Here is a 16,143-nt window from a genome sequence, read left to right as displayed (position 1 = left end):
GCTTAACGTCGGAGGCACACTGACGACATGCGCATCCCCATACCCCGTCCCCGCAGCCTGGCCGGCCAGCTGTTCGCCATGCAGGCCGTGCTGATAGCGGTGCTCGTGGCGGGATACGCGCTGTTCACGTACGTCAGCGACCGCGGCCAGGCCGAGGAGGCGGCGGGCCGCCAGGCCATGGCGGTGGCGGGCGCGGTCGCGGACTCCCCGTCGGTACGGCAGGCGATCCACACCCCCGACCCCTCGGCGCGGCTCCAGCCCTACGCGCTCCGCGTGATGCTCGACGCCGACGTCGACTTCGTGACGATCATGAACACGCACGGCATCCGCTGGACGCACCCCACGGAGTCGGAGATCGGCAAGAAGTTCCTGGGCCGGATCGGGCCCGCTCTGGCCGGGGGCTCCTTCACCGAGACCTACAAGGGCACCCTCGGCCTCTCGGTCCGCGCGGTCACACCGATCATGGAGAACGGCAAGGTCATCGGCCTGGTGAGCGCGGGGATCAAGGTGGAGGCGATCAGTAAACGGGTCCAGGGCCAGCTCACAGCCCTCCTCGGAGCCGCGGGAGGCGCGCTGGCACTGGGCGCGATCGGCACGTACGCGATCAACGCCCGCCTCCGCCGCCACACGCATGGCATGAACGCGGCCGAGCTGAGCCGCATGCACGACTACCACGAGGCCACGCTGCACGCGGTGCGCGAGGGGCTGCTGATGCTGGACGGCCAGTACCGGGTGGCGCTGATCAACGACGGTGGGCGGGAGCTGCTGGGGGTCGCGTCGGAGGGTGATGTGGTCGGTCGGTCGGTGGCGGAACTGGGCTTGCCCGCGCCGCTGACGGGCGCGCTGCTGGCGTCGGAGCCAAGGGTCGATGAGGTGCATCTGGCGGCGGACCGGGTGCTGGTGGTGAACACGTCGCCGGTGTCGGGGGGCGAGCGGCGGGGCACGGTGGTGACGCTCCGGGACGTCACGGAACTCCAGTCGCTGATGGGCGAGTTGGACTCGGAGCGGGGGTTCACGCAGGCGCTGCGGTCGCAGGCGCATGAGGCGGCGAACCGCCTCCACACGGTGGTCTCGCTGATCGAGCTGGGGCGGGCGGAGGAGGCGGTGGACTTCGCGACGGCGGAGCTGGAGTTGGCGCAGGCGCTGACGGACCAGGTGGTGGCGGCGGTGAGTGAGCCGGTGCTGGCCGCGCTGCTGCTGGGGAAGACGGCACAGGCGAACGAACGGGGCGTGGAGCTGGTGGTGTCGGAGGACAGCCGGCTGGACGACGGCCTGCTCCCCGCCTCCCTCCCCGCCCGGGACCTGGTGACGATCCTCGGCAACCTGATCGACAACGCGGTGGACGCGGCGCAGGGGAGCGTGGGGGCGCGGGTGACGGTGACCGCGTACACGGACGGTGACGAGCTGGTGCTGCGGGTCGCGGACACGGGGGCGGGGGTGGACCCGGCGCATGCGGAGGCGGTGTTCCAGCGGGGGTTCTCGACGAAGCCGGCGGGGCCGGGTGGGCGGGGGCTGGGGCTGGCGCTGGTGCGGCAGGCGGTGGCGCGGCATGAGGGGATGTTGGCCGTGGCAGCTGCGGAGGGGGGCGGGGCGGAGTTCGAGGTGCGGGTGCCGTTGCGGGGGGCGGGGGACGCCGCGGGTCCGGCGGTCGGGGGTGCGGTGGCCGGGGGTGCAGGTGCCGGGAGTGCGGGTGCCGGGAGTGCGGCGGCCGGGAGTGCGGCGGCCGGGAGTGCGGCGGCCGGGGGTGCGGCGGCCGGGGGCATGGTCGAAGATGCGTCGACGACAGCTGCCGTACCGGCCGGGACCGAGCGGCGCGCTGTGCGAGGTACCGCATCCGGAGGCGACGCATGACGACCCAGCCAGAGCCGATCCGCGTCCTGGTCGTGGAGGACGACCCGGTGGCCGCGGACGCACATGTGATGTACGTGGGGCGGGTGCCGGGGTTCGTCGCGGTCGGCAAGGCGCACACGGGGGCGGAGGCTCGGCGGCTGCTGGACCGTACGCCGGTGGATCTGCTGCTGCTGGATCTGCATCTGCCGGATGTGCACGGCTTGCAGTTCGCGCGGTCGCTGCGGGCGGCGGGGCATCAGGCGGACGTGATAGCGGTGACGTCGGCGCGGGATCTGACGGTGGTGCGGGAGGGGGTGTCGTTGGGGGTCGTGCAGTACGTACTGAAGCCGTTCACGTTCGCCACGCTGCGGGATCGGCTGGTGCGGTACGCCGAGTTCCATGCGGCGGTGGGGGAAGCGAGCGGGCAGGACGAGGTGGACCGGGCGTTGGCTTCGCTGCGGGCGCCGTCGCCTGCGGCGCTGCCTAAGGGGTTGAGTGCGCCGACACTTGAGCGGGTGACGGTCGCTCTGCGGGATTCAGGGGAGGGGCTTACGGCCACCGGGTTGGCGGAGGTAGTGGGGATTTCGCGGATTACTGCTCGGCGGTATCTGGAGCATTTGGTGGATGCGGGGCGGGCGGCGAGGGCTCCGCAGTATGGGACTGTGGGGCGGCCTGAGTTGCAGTATCGGTGGGTTAAGGGGGAGTTGGGGCGTTAGGGAGTGGGGGCGTCGAGGGTGGCGGCCCAGGTGCGGACTTCGGCAGCTTCGGTGGGGGCGTTGGCGCGGGTGTAGGCGTCGGCGGCCTGGAGGTAGGCGGCGCGGGCCTCGGCGGGGCGGTGGGCGTCCTCGTGGGCGTGGGCCAGATTCTGCAGGGTCTGTCCCTCGCCGTACCAGTCCTCGAACTCCCGGCAGATCTCCAGGTCCTTGCCATACGCCTCGATCGCCTCCCCCGCCCGGTCCGCATCTTGCAGGGCGGCGCCGAGGTTGTTCCACGCCATGCCCTCACGATGACGGTCCCCGACGGCCTGATACAGATCACGGGCGCGGACGTGAGCCTCGATCGCCTCCTCAGCCCGGCCCGCGTCCCTCAGGGCGGCGCCGAGGCTGGTCCACGCGTCGGCCTCGCCGCGACGCTCCCCGACTGCCTGGTGCAGGTCGCGGGCGTGAATGTGAGCCTCGATCGCCTCCTCCACCCGGCCCGCCTCTTGCAGGGCGATGCCGACGTTGTTCCACGCCAGGGCCTCGCCATGGTGGTCGCCGGTGGCCAGGTACAGTTCGCGGGCGCGGGTGTGGGCCTCGATCGCCTCGTCCGCCTGGCCCGTATGACGCAGGGCGAGGCCGAGGTTGTTCCACGCGTCGGCCTCGCAGTCGCGGTCCCCGACCCGCTGCGCGGCCGCCGCTGCCGCCTGCGCGACGGCGATCCCGTCATCGAAATACCGCCGCCAGTCCAGATACCCGTCCAGGCACAAGGCCAGCCGCACCCCCGCCTCCGCGAACCGCTCCTCCCGTGCCCACCCCACCGCAGCCACCAGACCCGCCCGCTCCCCGTCAAACCACGCCAACGCCCCCGCCCGGTCCCCGAACCGCTCCGGCACCGGCATCCCCGGCAGCCAACGCAACCGGTCATCCGCCTCGTACGCCCACCGGCAGTAGAATCCCAGCACCCGCTCCCGAGCCTCCTCCCCCTCCTCCCGCAACCCCCCATCCCCCGCCACCACACCCACCCCGAACACCCGCACCAAGTCATGCACCCGCCACCACCCACGCCCGCTCCCCCGCTCAACAAGATGGGCACGAGCCAGCGCCTTCAGCTCCCGTACCGGAGGCGTCTCCGCGCCGACCAGTGCGGTGACCACCTCATCACTCACCTCAGGCCCCGGCGCGAGGGCTAGCAGGCGCAGCAACCGCGCCTGGCCGGGCAGGAGACGACGGTAAGAGAGTTCGAAGGCGGCGCGGACGCTGCGCTCACCGTCGTCAAGGTGGTCGAGGCGATCACGGGACTCGGCAAGCTCAGCGACGAGTTCGGTCAGTGGCATCCCCGGGGCTTCCGCCAGCAGAGCGGCCGCAATCTGCAGAGCGAGCGGCAAGTAACCACAAATTCGCGCCAGTTGCCCAGCCGAGTCATAGTCGTCGGCGATCCGGGTGTCGTGCGGATCGGCGATCCGCAGGGCTCGGTCGAGGAGTTCGTCCGCCTCCTCCGGTGTGAGCTGGTCCAGAGACAAGAGCCGTGCCCCCAGTTGAGGTAACCGGTCCCGGGAGGTGACCAGGACATGATGCCTGGAGTCCCCCGGCAGGAGGAGCCGCACCTGATCCGGCGACGAGGCGTTGTCGGCGAGGACCAGCACCGCACCGCGCTCCCGAGCCCGCGTGTCGAGGGTCGACCGGTAGAGGGCCGCCCGCTCGTCTGCCGTGGCGGGGATATGTTCTGAAGGGATACCGAGGGCGCGGAGCAGGGCCTGGAGGGCCCGGTCGGCGGTGACAGGCTCCGGGTCATAGCCGTGCAGGTCGACGAAGAGAACCCCGCCGGGGAACCAGTTCCGCGCGCGGGCCTGGTGGGCGGTCTCGACGGCTAACGCGGTCTTGCCGATGCCGCCGAGGCCGGACACTGCGGCGACGAGGACGGCGGGTGACTGGGAGGAATCGGCCGTGGCCGGATCCAGCGCGGACAACAACGCCGCCGTCTCCGCCGCCCGACCGGTGAACCCAATGGGCTTCGGCGGCAGACCGGCCATCGCCTCGGGTACAGCCGTGGCCCCCTGCTGGATCACGACCTGCACGCCGACCACCTCACGCAGGAAGACCCCACCCCGGAAGTCGGCGTGATCACCGTCGTACCAGGAGCTCCCGCTCCCCGGCGCGTGACGCTCCATGACCTGCGCCACGGCACCGGCAACACCCGAAGGATCGGCGGCGAGCAGGTCGGCAACGGCCTCACCCCACTCCCGCACCGCATCCCGCCGCGCCGGATTCGCTGCCCCCTCCACGATCTCGCCGATAGACGCCCCGGCACGCAGCCCCACCGCCTGCGCCAGCTTCTCCACCGCCCGGCGCCCGGAGTCCCCGCCCGCGCCCTCCACCAGAGCCGCCAGAAGAGCCGAAAGCCACGCCGCTTCCATCCACCCGTCCCCCGCCGTTCCGTACCAGTACGTCAAAGGTAGGGCGTGTTACGGGAGTTCACGCCCCATTCGCGTACCACACCACCTGCGCGGCAAGCCCACCCACGGCGAGCGCCTCCAACCCAGACAAGGCAATGAGTAGCCCACTCCCTCCGGAAGCCCAGAAGACAACCAGCGCGGCCAACGGCACCCCGCAGAACGCCAACAAATCCACCGCCAACTGCACAGCCTTCCGCGACCCCCGCCGCGCATCCCCCCGATGAGCGATCTCCCACCCGAACGCCTGCACCCCACCCACCGGATTGGCCAACTCCGCCAACTTCGGCGCGAGTTCGCTGCGCACATACGCCCCAATCGCGGAGATCTTCTGGTCGTTCACGAGATACGTCCACCCGAGCACGACACACACCGGCGGCAGCGCCAGCAGCATCGACGCCTGCTTGGCCTGCGCGGCGGCGGCGATGACGGCGGCCACGACGGTCAGAGTGACGTAGAGGAGGTTGTCCCTGAACCCGATCCGCGCCTTCTGCTCGTCCTTGATGGCCTGATACTCGGCGAGCAGCAACTGCCCGACGGTGACGTCCTGTTCAGCCACGCGTTTCCCTTCCCCGGCGTACCTTATGAGTGTGCCCGAGACCGTATCCACCGCTCTGGTCCTGACCGCGCTCCCCCTCGAATACGCCGCCGTACGCGTGCACATCGAGGAGCGCCGAGAGCGAACGCATCGCGACGGAACCCGCATCGAGCAAGGCCTTTTGCCCGGTACGGCATGGCAGGTCGCCCTCGCCGAACTGGGCGTGGGCGCCGACCGGGCCGCCGCACTCACCACGCAGCTCATCGACTGGCTGCGCCCGGAGGCCGTGTTCTTCGTAGGTGTCGCCGGCGGCCTGAAGGACGACGTGGAGATCGGGGACGTCGTCGTGGGCACGCAGGTGTACGAGATCCACGGCGGCAAGCAGACGCCGGAAGGCTTCCATGTCCGCCCGAAGTCGTTGCCGGGTTCGCATGCACTGGAGCAGGCGGCCCGTTTCGCGGTCCGCGACATGCCCGACGTACGGCCCCACTTCGCGCCGATCGCTACGGGCGATGTGGTGCTGGCAGATGCCGATTCCGAGATCGCGAAATTCGTCCGCCGGAACTACAACGACGCGGCGGCGATCGAGATGGAGGGCTACGGGGCGACTCAAGCCGCCCATCTGAACGGCCGGTTGGACTCCTTGGTCGTCCGTGGCATCAGCGACCACGCCAACGCAGACAAGCACGTGGCCGACGCTGCCGGTTCACAGCCGCTCGCAGCTAAGCAGGCTGCGGCGGTGATGGTGGCGGTGCTGCGTAGACACGGGCCGCGTGGTTCCTCCGACCAGGAGGGTCCCTATTCGCGCGGGGACGGGGGAGCAACGTACGGCGGAGACCACATCGACTTCAGGGGCGGAACCTTCTATGGCCCCGTCACCGGGAAGAGAACCGAGCAGCGGTAGGGGTACGGCCCACGGCCCGGTTCCGCGCGCCACGGCGACGCTGCCGCTGCGCCCGCCGGGTTTTACGGGGCGGTCGGCGGAACTGGGCCGCCTGCTGCCCCACCTCACGCCGACCGAGGACGACGCTACGGCCCTCCCTCTCCTAATCTTCGCTGTCACTGGCATGGGAGGCATCGGCAAGACGGCGCTGGCGGTTGAGGCCGCGCACCGGGCGCGGGGAAAGGGCTGGTTCCCCGGCGGAACGCTGTTCGTGGACCTGCGCGGTTACGACGACGACCCCGTCACGGCCGATCAGGCGGTGCTGGCTCTGCTGGATGCGCTGGGTGTGCGGGACCGGGACTTGCCGCCGACGACAGAGCGCCAGTACGACACGTATCGCGAGCTGCTCGCCGAACGCCGGGAGCGGACGCTGCTGATCCTGGACAACGCGTCCGATCCGTCGCAGTACTTGCCGCTGCTACCGGGCACGGACTGCCACAGAGTGCTGATCACCTCACGGGACCGTCCGAACGCGTTGTCGATCCGCCTCATCGACCTGGAGACCCTTGACCCAGAGGACTCTGTATCCCTGGTGACGCGAGCCCTGCACAACACCGACGAACGCGACGATCGCGCGGCGCGGGAACCTGACGCGTTACGCGAATTGGCTGACCTGTGCGGCCACTTACCGCTGGCGCTCCAGATCGCCGCGGGGATGCTGCGCCGGCGACGGCATCGAAGCATCGCCTCCTTGGTGACCGAGATCCGGGAGGCTGGGGACCCAACCTCGGTTCTCGACGGTGGCAGTCCCGGGACGGATCTGTATGGGCGCTCGCTCGTTCTGCGACCTGTGCTGGAGACGTCGTACCGACGACTGCCAGCTGACCAGGCCCGACTGCTGCGACTGCTTTGCCTGGCGCCAGGCGTGGAGACGGGGACGGAAGCTATCGCCGCCCTGGCCGACCTCGACATGGAGGCTGCGCTGTCACTGCTGGAGGACCTCGCCGCGACCCATCTCGTCACGCCAGTACGGGGTGTCGACGGTTCGACAGGCGCTATGCGGTGGCGGCTGCATGACTTGGTGCGAGTGTTCGGGGCGGGTGTGGTGGCGGGGGACGCGGGGTTGCGGGAGGAAGAGAAGGCTGCTCGGGAGCGGGTGCTGGGGTTCTACTGCCGGTGGGCGGAGGCGGCCGATGACCGGTTGAAGTGGCTGCCGGGGAGGCGGATGCCAGAGCTGTTCGGGGACCGGGCGGGGGCGTTGGCATGGTTTGACGGGGAACGGGCGGGCCTGGTGGCGGCGGTGGGGTGGGCGCGGGAGGAGCGGTTCGCGGAGGCGGGGGTGCGGCTGGCCTTGTGCCTGGCGGCATATCTGGACTGGCGGCGGTATTTCGATGACGGGATCTCAGTCGCGGATGCGGCGCGGGTGGCTGCGCAGGGGTCCGGGGACCGCTTCCACGAAGCCGGCGCGTGGAACAACCTCGGCCTCGCCATGCAAGAGGTGGGCCGGGAGGGGGAGGCGATCGAGGCCCACACACGCGCCCGCGACCTGTACCGGGCCACCGGAAACCGCGACGACGAGGCCATGGCGTGGAACAACCTTGGCCTCGCCCTGTGGGAGGCGGGCCAAGCAGGGAAAGCAATCGAGGCCCACACCCGGGCCCGCGACCTGTACCAGGCCGCCGGGGAGCGTCGCGGCGAGGCGGACGCGTGGACCAGCCTCGGCAGCGCGCTGCGGCAGGCGGGTCAAGCGGGGGAGGCGATCGAGGCCCACACACGCGCCCGCGACCTGTACCGGGCCACCGGAGACCGCCACCGTGAGGGCCTGGCGTGGTACAACCTCGGCCTCGCCCTGTGGCACACGGGCCGGGTAGAGGAGGCGATCGAGGCGTATGGCAAGGACCTGCAGATCTGCCGGGAGTTCGAGGACTGGTACGGCGAGGGGCACACCCTGCATAATCTCGCCCTCGCCCACGAGGAATCCCACCACCCGGCCGAGGCCCGCTCCGCCTACCTCCAGGCCGCCGACGCCTACACCCGCGCCAACGCCCCCACCGAGGCCGCCCGAGTCCGCAACCGAGCCGCTGAACTCCCGGAGTAGCCCCTGCCCCTCACTCCACCCCCAAATACCCCCGAGCCCCCCGCCAAGGCACCACCGCCCACATCCGCGTCCCACCCCCGGGCTCCCTCGCCTCCCCGAACCCCCACTCCCCCTCACAAGCCCGCACCACGCACCCGAGCACCCGCAACGCCGCCCGCCTCCGCGCATCACAGGCAGCCGCCAGCCGAGGATGAGCGTGCCGGTCGTGCCCCTCGTAGAGAATGACCCGCACCTCCCCATCCCGGCATCGAAGCGACACGTACACCTCACTCCCCGGCGTGAACCGGCAAGCGCAGGCGGCCAGTTCACCAACGACCTGCACCACCGCATCGGTCATGTCGGCGAGCCCATGCGTCTGTAGGACGACCCGCGTGGCCGCCCGGGCAACACGCGGACTGGAAGGCCCGCCAGGCAACGTGAAGCTGTAGGCGAGCGTGTCCGGCGACGGAGGCGGCGCCTGCCAGTCATCGAGGGCGAGCGGGCAGGCGGACACACCGGCAGAGGTGAACGATACGGACATGGTGAGGGACTCCTTCGTACCCAGGCGATTTCAGACGTACGCGATACCGAACAAGCCGCCCACCCGACCGACCCCGGTGGCCTGTCTCCCTGGCGCAGGCCCACCCCTCCCAGGGCAGGAGAACGCGGGCAGGCTCACGCGATGCACTTCCGGCAAGGGCAGCCAGTAAGCGACTCGTCACCGACTGTAGCGCACGAGAGGAGTACACGTACTACCCTTCGCGGAACTCCCTGTTGGACCGATCTGTCATGCCGACGGCAGACTGTCCCCGTCTCACAAGGCCATACGGGAGGGCGGATGCCACCGAGGAGCGCTCCGACGGAGCGTCAGCGACGGCTCGGCACCGAGTTGCGGAGGTTGCGCGTCGCGGCCGGGATCACGACGGAGCAGGCGGCCGCACTGCTGGGGGTGCCGCGCACGAACGTGCCCAACATGGAGTCCGGGCGCTCCGGCATCAGTCCCGAACGCGTACGCACCCTCGCGAGCAACTATGGCTGCACGGACAGCGAGCTCATCCAGGCCCTCGCCACCGTGGCCACCACCGGACGCGAGAAGGGCTGGTGGGAGGCGTACCGCGGTCAACTCCGGGACGATTTCCTGGACATCGCCGAGTTGGAGTGGCACGCCACACGCCTCCGCATCGCCGTCACCGTGCACCTGCCGGGGCTGCTCCAGACCGAGGAACACGCCCGCGCCGTCTTCGAAGCCGTGATCCCGCGCCTGTCCCCCGACGACGTCGACGTCCGGGTCGCCCACCGGATCGACCGGCAGCAGGTACTCGACCGGCCGAGCCCACCGCACCTCGACGTGATCCTCCACGAGGCCGCGCTCCGCATGGAGTTCGGCGGCCCCGCGGTCGCCCGGCGACAACTGGAGCACCTGCTGCACATGTCCGAACGCGAGGCCGTGACCCTACGGGTCATCCCGTTCAAGGCGGGCGGTTTCCCGGGGGCAGGACAGTCCGTCGTCTACGCCGAGGCGTCCGTCCCCCGCCTCGACACCGTGGAGCTGGACAGCACACACGGGCCGGAGTTCATCGACACCGACACCCAACTCGCGAAGTACCGAGCCCAGTTGGACGCCGCCCAGGCCGTTGCGCTCGCCCCCACCGCCACGTACGACTTCATCGCCGCCCTGGCCGACGACCTCTAGGAGCGCCACCATGACCGACGTCACCTGGGAAGACCCCTTCTGCGGGGAAGGCGCCAACTGCTTCCGCATAGGCACCGACCACGAAGGCAACGCCTACATCGCCGTGACCGGCCAGGAAGACCACCCCCTCACCGACTCCCGCGAAGCCCTCCGCGCCCTCATCCTCGACATCAAGGCAGGCAAAGCCGACCACCTGCTCTAGGCGGTCGGCAAGGTCAGCCGTCGTGGGTGCCGGGCGGGTAGACGTCGTTCGTCTCGTTCGACTCGGGCACCTGGTCCGGGGAGTCGAGCATGGCGGAATCGCGCCGCAGACTCCCGCCCCTCACGCGTCCGATTTGCCCTGTTGACCACAACGCACTCGCCTTCGAGCCCCGCGCCCCCCGCCGCCCCCAACCATCGCGAGGCACCAGAAGCTCGCCCCCGCCAAGCCCCGCCAAGCCCCCGCGCATATGCCCCTCTACCTTGCCATTCCCTCCGCACCTCAATCCGCCGCCCTCCCACCCCCGCCCCCGACAGCCACCACAGCCACCCCGACCGTCGATCACCAGCCACCCGAACCCCTGGCCGAAACCGTACGTTCCTACAATCCGTGATCCTGGCCGAACAGACCGTAGTCACCGAAGCCCCGCCCCCCTACGTTGCTCCCGTGCGCCGACCCCCAGCTCTCCCGAACCAGCCAGGCCCTCCCTTCAACGCCCCCGCCGCCCGTCGCCTCAGAGCCGCCCTCAACATGGGGCCCGAGCATGTCGCCTACGGCATGCGGGCCTCGTACGGGATGCCGTACGTCACCCCGGACCTCGTGGTCGCCTGGGAGCGCGGCATGGTCTCGCCGACCAGCCCGGAGCTGACCGCCCTCGCGGGCGTGCTGTGGTGTTCGCCGGGGGAGCTCATCGGGCGGCCGCGGACCCTGCGCGAGCACCGCATCACCCGCGGCCTCGCGCCCGACGACGTCGCCCGCGCCCTGGGCCTGGAGATCCTCGCCTATCTGCGGATGGAGGAGAACAACGACTGGCGCGGCACCGAACGCCAGGCCACCACCCTCGCCGAACTGCTCGAACTCGACCTGCCGGACTTCGTCACCGTCACCGGGCGCGAGCCGCGCCTCGCCGAGCATCTGCGCAGCGCGGTCACCACACGCTGGCAGGCCTACGTCCGCCCGGTCGGCAAGATCGTGCCCCTGGACCGCCGACTCCTGGAGGACGCCCTCCAGGAGCTGCACCGGCAGTACCAGGGGCAGATGATGGCCACACTCAGCTGGGGCGCCAACGGCAGCGGAGGCGACAGCGACAATGGCGCCGGCGCCTCCGGCCAGGAATTCCTCGACCGGATCGTCGATCACTTCTGGACGAACGTCCAGGAGATCACCGGCTAGCCAGACCCCAGAAAGAAACGAGAAACGACCTAGAAGACCGACTCCGCCTCGTCCATCCGATCCTTCGGCACCGTCTTCAGCTCGGTCACCGCCTCCGCCAGCGGCACCATCACGATGTCCGTCCCGCGCAGAGCCGTCATACGACCGAACTCACCCCGGTGCGCCGCCTCCACCGCGTGCCACCCGAACCGCGTCGCGAGCACCCGGTCGTACGCCGTCGGCACGCCACCCCGCTGCACATGACCCAGGATCACCGGCTTGGCCTCCTTGCCGAGCCGGCGCTCCAGCTCGTACGCCAGCGCCGTACCGATGCCCTGGAAGCGCTCGTGGCCGAACTGGTCGATCTCGCCCTTGCCGTAGTCCATGGAGCCCTCGGCGGGGTGCGCGCCCTCGGCCACGCAGATCACCGCGAACTTCTTGCCGCGCGCGAAGCGCGCCTCGACCATCTTCACGAGGTCCGCCGGGTCGAAGGGGCGCTCCGGCAGGCAGATGCCGTGGGCGCCCGCCGCCATTCCGGACTCCAGGGCGATCCAGCCCGCGTGCCGGCCCATGACCTCGACGACCATCACGCGCTGGTGGGACTCGGCGGTCGTCTTGAGGCGGTCCATGGCCTCCGTGGCCACGCCCACCGCCGTGTCGAAGCCGAAGGTCCGGTCCGTCGAGGAGATGTCGTTGTCGATCGTCTTCGGGACGCCGACCACCGGCAGGCCCGCGTCGGACAGCATGCGGGCCGCCGTCAGCGTGCCCTCGCCGCCGATCGGGATCAGCGCGTCGATGCCGAAGTCCGCGACCATGTCCTCGGCCCGCTCGCAGGCCTCGCGCAGACGGTCGCGCTCCAGGCGGGAGGAGCCGAGGATGGTGCCGCCGCGGGCCAGGATGCCGCTCACGCTGTCGAGGTCGAGTGCGCGGTAGCGGCGGTCCAGCAGGCCGGAGTAGCCGTCCTCGAAGCCGATGACCTCGTCGCCGTAGTTGTCGACCGCTCGGTGCACGACCGACCGGATCACTGCGTTCAGGCCAGGGCAGTCGCCGCCTGCGGTCAGAACTCCGATGCGCATCGTGCTGTGTCTCCTGCTCGCTGTGGATACCGGTGAGCCGTGTCCGATTCTTCCACGTCCCACAGTGCGCTGCCGCATCCGGTTTTGACGGGCGCCTTAACCATCGAGAGAGGTATTGTCAAGAGGGTTTCGCTCACCCCGGTGGGCGATTTTTATGACCCCGAGCGGCCCCTCGCCGAGACAGCCGAAACATCCGACGGAACGGAGAGCACGCGTGACCCGCAGTGTGTACGTGACCGGTATCGACCGCGGCGACGGCCGCCAGGTCGTCGAGCTGGGGGTCATGGAACTCCTGACCCGGCAGGTCGACCGGGTGGGTGTCTTCCGGCCCCTCGTGCATCACAGCCCTGATCGCCTGTTCGAGCTGCTACGCGCCCGCTACCGCCTCTCCCAGGACCCGGCCACGGTCTACGGGATGGACTACCACGAGGCGTCCGCCCTCCAGGCCGAACAGGGCACGGACGAGCTGGTCTCGACGCTGGTCGACCGGTTCCATCGCGTCGCGCGGGACTACGACGTCGTCCTCGTCCTCGGCACCGACTTCGCCGACACCCAGGTCCCGGACGAGCTCAACCTCAACGCCCGCCTCGCCAACGAGTTCGGGGCGTCCGTGATCCCCGTCGTGGGCGGCCGCAAGCAGCCGGCCGAGTCCGTGCTCGCCGAGACCCGCAACGCCTACCGCGCCTACGACGGCCTGGGCTGCGACGTCCTCGCGATGGTCACCAACCGGGTCGCCCGCGAGGACCGCGACCTCATAGCCGAGCGCCTCGACGCCTCCCGGCTGCCCGTGCCCTGCTATGTGCTGCCGGACGAGCCCGCCCTCGCCGCGCCGACCGTCTCCCAGATCTCCCACGCCCTCGGCGCCCGGGTGCTCCTCGGCGACGACGCGGGGCTCGCCCGGGACGCGCTGGACTTCGTGTTCGGCGGGGCGATGCTGCCGAACTTCCTCAAGGCGCTGACCCCGGGCTGCCTGGTCGTGACACCGGGCGACCGGGCCGATCTGGTCGTCGGCTCGCTCGCCGCGCACAGCGCCGGCACCCCGCCGATCGCCGGTGTGCTGCTCACCCTCGACGAGGTGCCGAGCGACGACGTCCTGACCCTCGCCGCCCGCCTCGCCCCCGGCACCCCGGTCCTCTCGGTGCCCGGCAACAGCTTCCCCACCGCCGAGCAACTCTTCTCCCTGGAGGGGAAGTTGAGCGCGGTCACGCCACGCAAGGCGGAGACCGCGCTCGGTCTGTTCGAGCGCCATGTCGACACCGGCGACCTGCTCAAGCGGGTCTCCGCGCCGAGCAGCGACCGCGTCACGCCGATGATGTTCGAGCACAAGCTGCTGGAGCGGGCCCGCACCGACAAGCGCCGGGTCGTGCTGCCCGAGGGCACCGAGGCCCGCGTCCTGCACGCCGCCGAGGTGCTGCTGCGCCGCGGGGTCTGCGAGCTGACCCTGCTCGGCCCCGCGGACCAGATCCGCAAGAAGGCCGCCGACCTCGGCATCGACCTGGGCGACGCCCAGCTGATCGACCCCGCCACTTCCGAGCTGCGCGACTCCTTCGCCGACAAGTACGCCGGCTTCCGCGCCCACAAGGGCGTGACGGTGGAGCTGGCGTACGACGTCGTCAGCGATGTGAACTACTTCGGGACCCTGATGGTCCAGGAGGGGCTCGCGGACGGCATGGTGTCCGGCTCCGTGCACTCGACCGCGGCCACCATCCGGCCGGCGTTCGAGATCATCAAGACCAAGCCGGACGCCGACATCGTCTCGTCCGTCTTCTTCATGTGCCTCGCCGACAAGGTGCTGGTGTACGGCGACTGCGCCGTGAACCCCGACCCGAACGCCGAGCAACTGGCCGACATCGCCATCCAGTCGGCCGCGACCGCCGAGCAGTTCGGCGTGGAGCCGCGGATCGCGATGCTGTCGTACTCCACGGGTACGTCCGGCTCGGGCGCCGACGTCGACAAGGTGCGCGAGGCGACCGAGCTGGTGCGGCTGCGGCGGCCGGACCTGAAGATCGAGGGGCCCATCCAGTACGACGCCGCCGTCGAGCCGTCCGTCGCCGCCACCAAGCTGCCGGAGTCCGAAGTCGCCGGCCAGGCCAGCGTGTTGATCTTCCCCGACCTCAACACCGGCAACAACACCTACAAGGCCGTGCAGCGTTCGGCCGGCGCGATCGCCGTCGGCCCGGTCCTCCAGGGGCTGCGCAAGCCGGTCAACGACCTGTCCCGGGGCGCGCTCGTCCAGGACATCGTCAACACCGTCGCCATCACGGCGATCCAGGCCCAGTCCCCCACCGAGAAGGCGTCCCAGCAGTGAGTCCCTCCCGCGTCCTCGTCCTCAACTCCGGCTCCTCGTCGGTGAAGTACCAGCTGCTCGACATGAGCGACAGCAGCCGGCTGGCCGTGGGGCTCGTCGAGCGGATCGGCGAGGAGACCTCCCGGCTCAAGCACACGCACGTCGAGTCCGGCGCCACCCGCGAGTGGTCCGGGCCGATCCGCGACCACGAGGCCGCGCTGAAGGCCGTGGCGGAGGAGCTGGCCAAGGACGGGCTGGGGCTCGACTCCCCCGAGCTGGCCGCCATCGGGCACCGGGTCGTGCACGGCGGGCAGAGCTTCACCGCCCCGACCGTCGTCGACGACACCGTGCTCGCCGAGATCGAGCGGCTGATCCCAGTCGCCCCGCTGCACAACCCCGCCAACCTGACCGGCATCCGCACCGCGCAGACGCTCCGCCCCGACCTGCCGCAGGTCGCCGTCTTCGACACCGCCTTCCACACCACGATGCCGGAGTCGGCCGCCCGCTACGCCATCGACACCGCGACCGCCGACGCGCACCGCGTGCGGCGCTACGGCTTCCACGGCACCTCGCACGCGTACGTCTCCCGGGCGACGGCGAAGCTGCTGGGCAAGGCCCCCGAGGACGTGAACGTCATCGTGCTGCACCTCGGGAACGGGGCCTCCGCCTCGGCGGTCCGCGGGGGCCGGTGCGTGGACACCTCCATGGGGCTGACGCCATTGGAGGGACTGGTGATGGGTACGCGTTCCGGTGACCTGGATCCGGCCGTCATCTTCCATTTGGCGCGGGTTGGCGGAATGTCCATCGACGAGATCGACACTCTTCTCAACAAGAAGAGCGGTCTCATCGGGCTGTGCGGCGACAACGACATGCGCGAGATCCGCCGCCGGGTGGACGAGGGTGACGAGGAGGCGCAACTCGCCTTCGACATCTACATTCACCGTTTGAAGAAGTACATCGGCGCCTATTACGCCGTGCTCGGCCGGGTCGACGCGGTCGCCTTCACAGCGGGAGTCGGCGAGAACGCGAGTCCGGTGCGGGAGGCTGCGGTGGCGGGCCTGGACGAGCTGGGCCTGGCGGTGGACAGCGAGCTGAACGCCGTACGCGGTGACCGGCCGCGGCTGATCTCTCCGGAGTACGCGCGCGTGGCCGTCGCCGTGATACCGACCGACGAAGAACTGGAGATCGCCACTCAGACCTACGCACTGGTCGGAAGAAATACACAGCAGTAACACGCCTGAGCGCATTGCCGCCCAT

12 protein-coding genes are annotated in these 16,143 nt (G+C 70.4%); 9 read left to right on the top strand and 3 right to left on the bottom strand.

The genetic code is table 11. From position 1 onward, the window contains the following. The first annotated feature begins 27 nt into the window (after nucleotides 1-27). Both CRP56_RS29710 and CRP56_RS29705 read left to right on the top strand, forming a co-directional pair. Nucleotides 28-1,851 carry a sensor histidine kinase gene (locus CRP56_RS29710; RefSeq protein ID WP_097269151.1) on the top strand — a complete coding sequence of 608 codons (1,824 nt, stop codon included), beginning with the start codon at nucleotides 28-30 and terminating at the stop codon, nucleotides 1,849-1,851. After that, nucleotides 1,848-2,546, top strand: coding sequence for a response regulator (locus CRP56_RS29705; protein WP_097269149.1), 699 nt, complete (start codon nucleotides 1,848-1,850; stop codon nucleotides 2,544-2,546). The genes CRP56_RS29710 and CRP56_RS29705 overlap by 4 nt, the downstream gene beginning before the upstream one ends. On the opposite strand, the gene CRP56_RS29700 is transcribed toward CRP56_RS29705, so the two are convergent. Together CRP56_RS29700 and CRP56_RS29695 are read right to left on the bottom strand one after the other, a co-directional pair. Next, nucleotides 2,543-4,945, bottom strand: coding sequence for a tetratricopeptide repeat protein (locus tag CRP56_RS29700; RefSeq protein WP_097269147.1), 2,403 nt, complete (start codon nucleotides 4,943-4,945; stop codon nucleotides 2,543-2,545). The two genes, CRP56_RS29705 and CRP56_RS29700, sit on opposite strands and share 4 nt — an antisense overlap. A gap of 58 nt (nucleotides 4,946-5,003) precedes the next feature. After that, nucleotides 5,004-5,540 (bottom strand): hypothetical protein, encoded by a 537-nt coding sequence (locus CRP56_RS29695; RefSeq protein WP_097269145.1) that lies wholly within the window; start codon nucleotides 5,538-5,540, stop codon nucleotides 5,004-5,006. 25 nt (nucleotides 5,541-5,565) lie between these two features. Here CRP56_RS29695 and CRP56_RS29690 point away from each other — a divergent pair, with 25 nt between their 5' ends. From CRP56_RS29690 to CRP56_RS29665, 5 genes are all read left to right on the top strand, one after another. Further along, nucleotides 5,566-6,423, top strand: coding sequence for a 5'-methylthioadenosine/S-adenosylhomocysteine nucleosidase family protein (locus CRP56_RS29690; protein ID WP_097269143.1), 858 nt, complete (start codon nucleotides 5,566-5,568; stop codon nucleotides 6,421-6,423). A gap of 163 nt (nucleotides 6,424-6,586) precedes the next feature. Further along, nucleotides 6,587-8,500, top strand: coding sequence for a tetratricopeptide repeat protein (locus CRP56_RS29685; RefSeq protein WP_257041199.1), 1,914 nt, complete (start codon nucleotides 6,587-6,589; stop codon nucleotides 8,498-8,500). A gap of 817 nt (nucleotides 8,501-9,317) precedes the next feature. Continuing rightward, a complete protein-coding gene (locus CRP56_RS29675) occupies nucleotides 9,318-10,172 on the top strand; it encodes a helix-turn-helix domain-containing protein (RefSeq protein WP_097269139.1) in 855 nt (284 codons plus the stop codon). Between the two features lie 10 nt (nucleotides 10,173-10,182). Next, the gene (locus CRP56_RS29670) at nucleotides 10,183-10,374 is read left to right on the top strand and encodes a hypothetical protein (protein WP_097269137.1); all 192 of its coding nucleotides are present in this window, start codon (nucleotides 10,183-10,185) and stop codon (nucleotides 10,372-10,374) included. A 444-nt stretch (nucleotides 10,375-10,818) separates the two neighbouring features. Continuing rightward, on the top strand, nucleotides 10,819-11,544 hold the full coding sequence (locus tag CRP56_RS29665) for a transcriptional regulator (RefSeq protein WP_097274585.1): 726 nt from the start codon (nucleotides 10,819-10,821) through the stop codon (nucleotides 11,542-11,544). Nucleotides 11,545-11,573: 29 nt separating this feature from the next. On the opposite strand, the gene CRP56_RS29660 is transcribed toward CRP56_RS29665, so the two are convergent. After that, a complete protein-coding gene (locus CRP56_RS29660) occupies nucleotides 11,574-12,599 on the bottom strand; it encodes an ATP-dependent 6-phosphofructokinase (protein WP_097269135.1) in 1,026 nt (341 codons plus the stop codon). A 214-nt stretch (nucleotides 12,600-12,813) separates the two neighbouring features. On the opposite strand from CRP56_RS29660, the gene pta reads away from it, so the two are divergent. Both pta and CRP56_RS29650 read left to right on the top strand, forming a co-directional pair. After that, nucleotides 12,814-14,907 carry a phosphate acetyltransferase gene (gene pta / locus CRP56_RS29655; RefSeq protein ID WP_097269133.1) on the top strand — a complete coding sequence of 698 codons (2,094 nt, stop codon included), beginning with the start codon at nucleotides 12,814-12,816 and terminating at the stop codon, nucleotides 14,905-14,907. Then, a complete protein-coding gene (locus CRP56_RS29650; protein ID WP_097269131.1) occupies nucleotides 14,904-16,118 on the top strand; it encodes an acetate kinase in 1,215 nt (404 codons plus the stop codon). The genes pta and CRP56_RS29650 overlap by 4 nt, the downstream gene beginning before the upstream one ends. Nucleotides 16,119-16,143: the final 25 nt, after the last annotated feature.

The organism is Streptomyces sp. TLI_55, from assembly GCF_900206255.1.
GTDB classification, from domain to species: domain Bacteria; phylum Actinomycetota; class Actinomycetes; order Streptomycetales; family Streptomycetaceae; genus Streptomyces; species Streptomyces aquilus.
The sequence above is the reverse complement of the archived record's forward strand: the minus strand, read 5'-3'. Positions and strand labels throughout refer to the sequence as shown.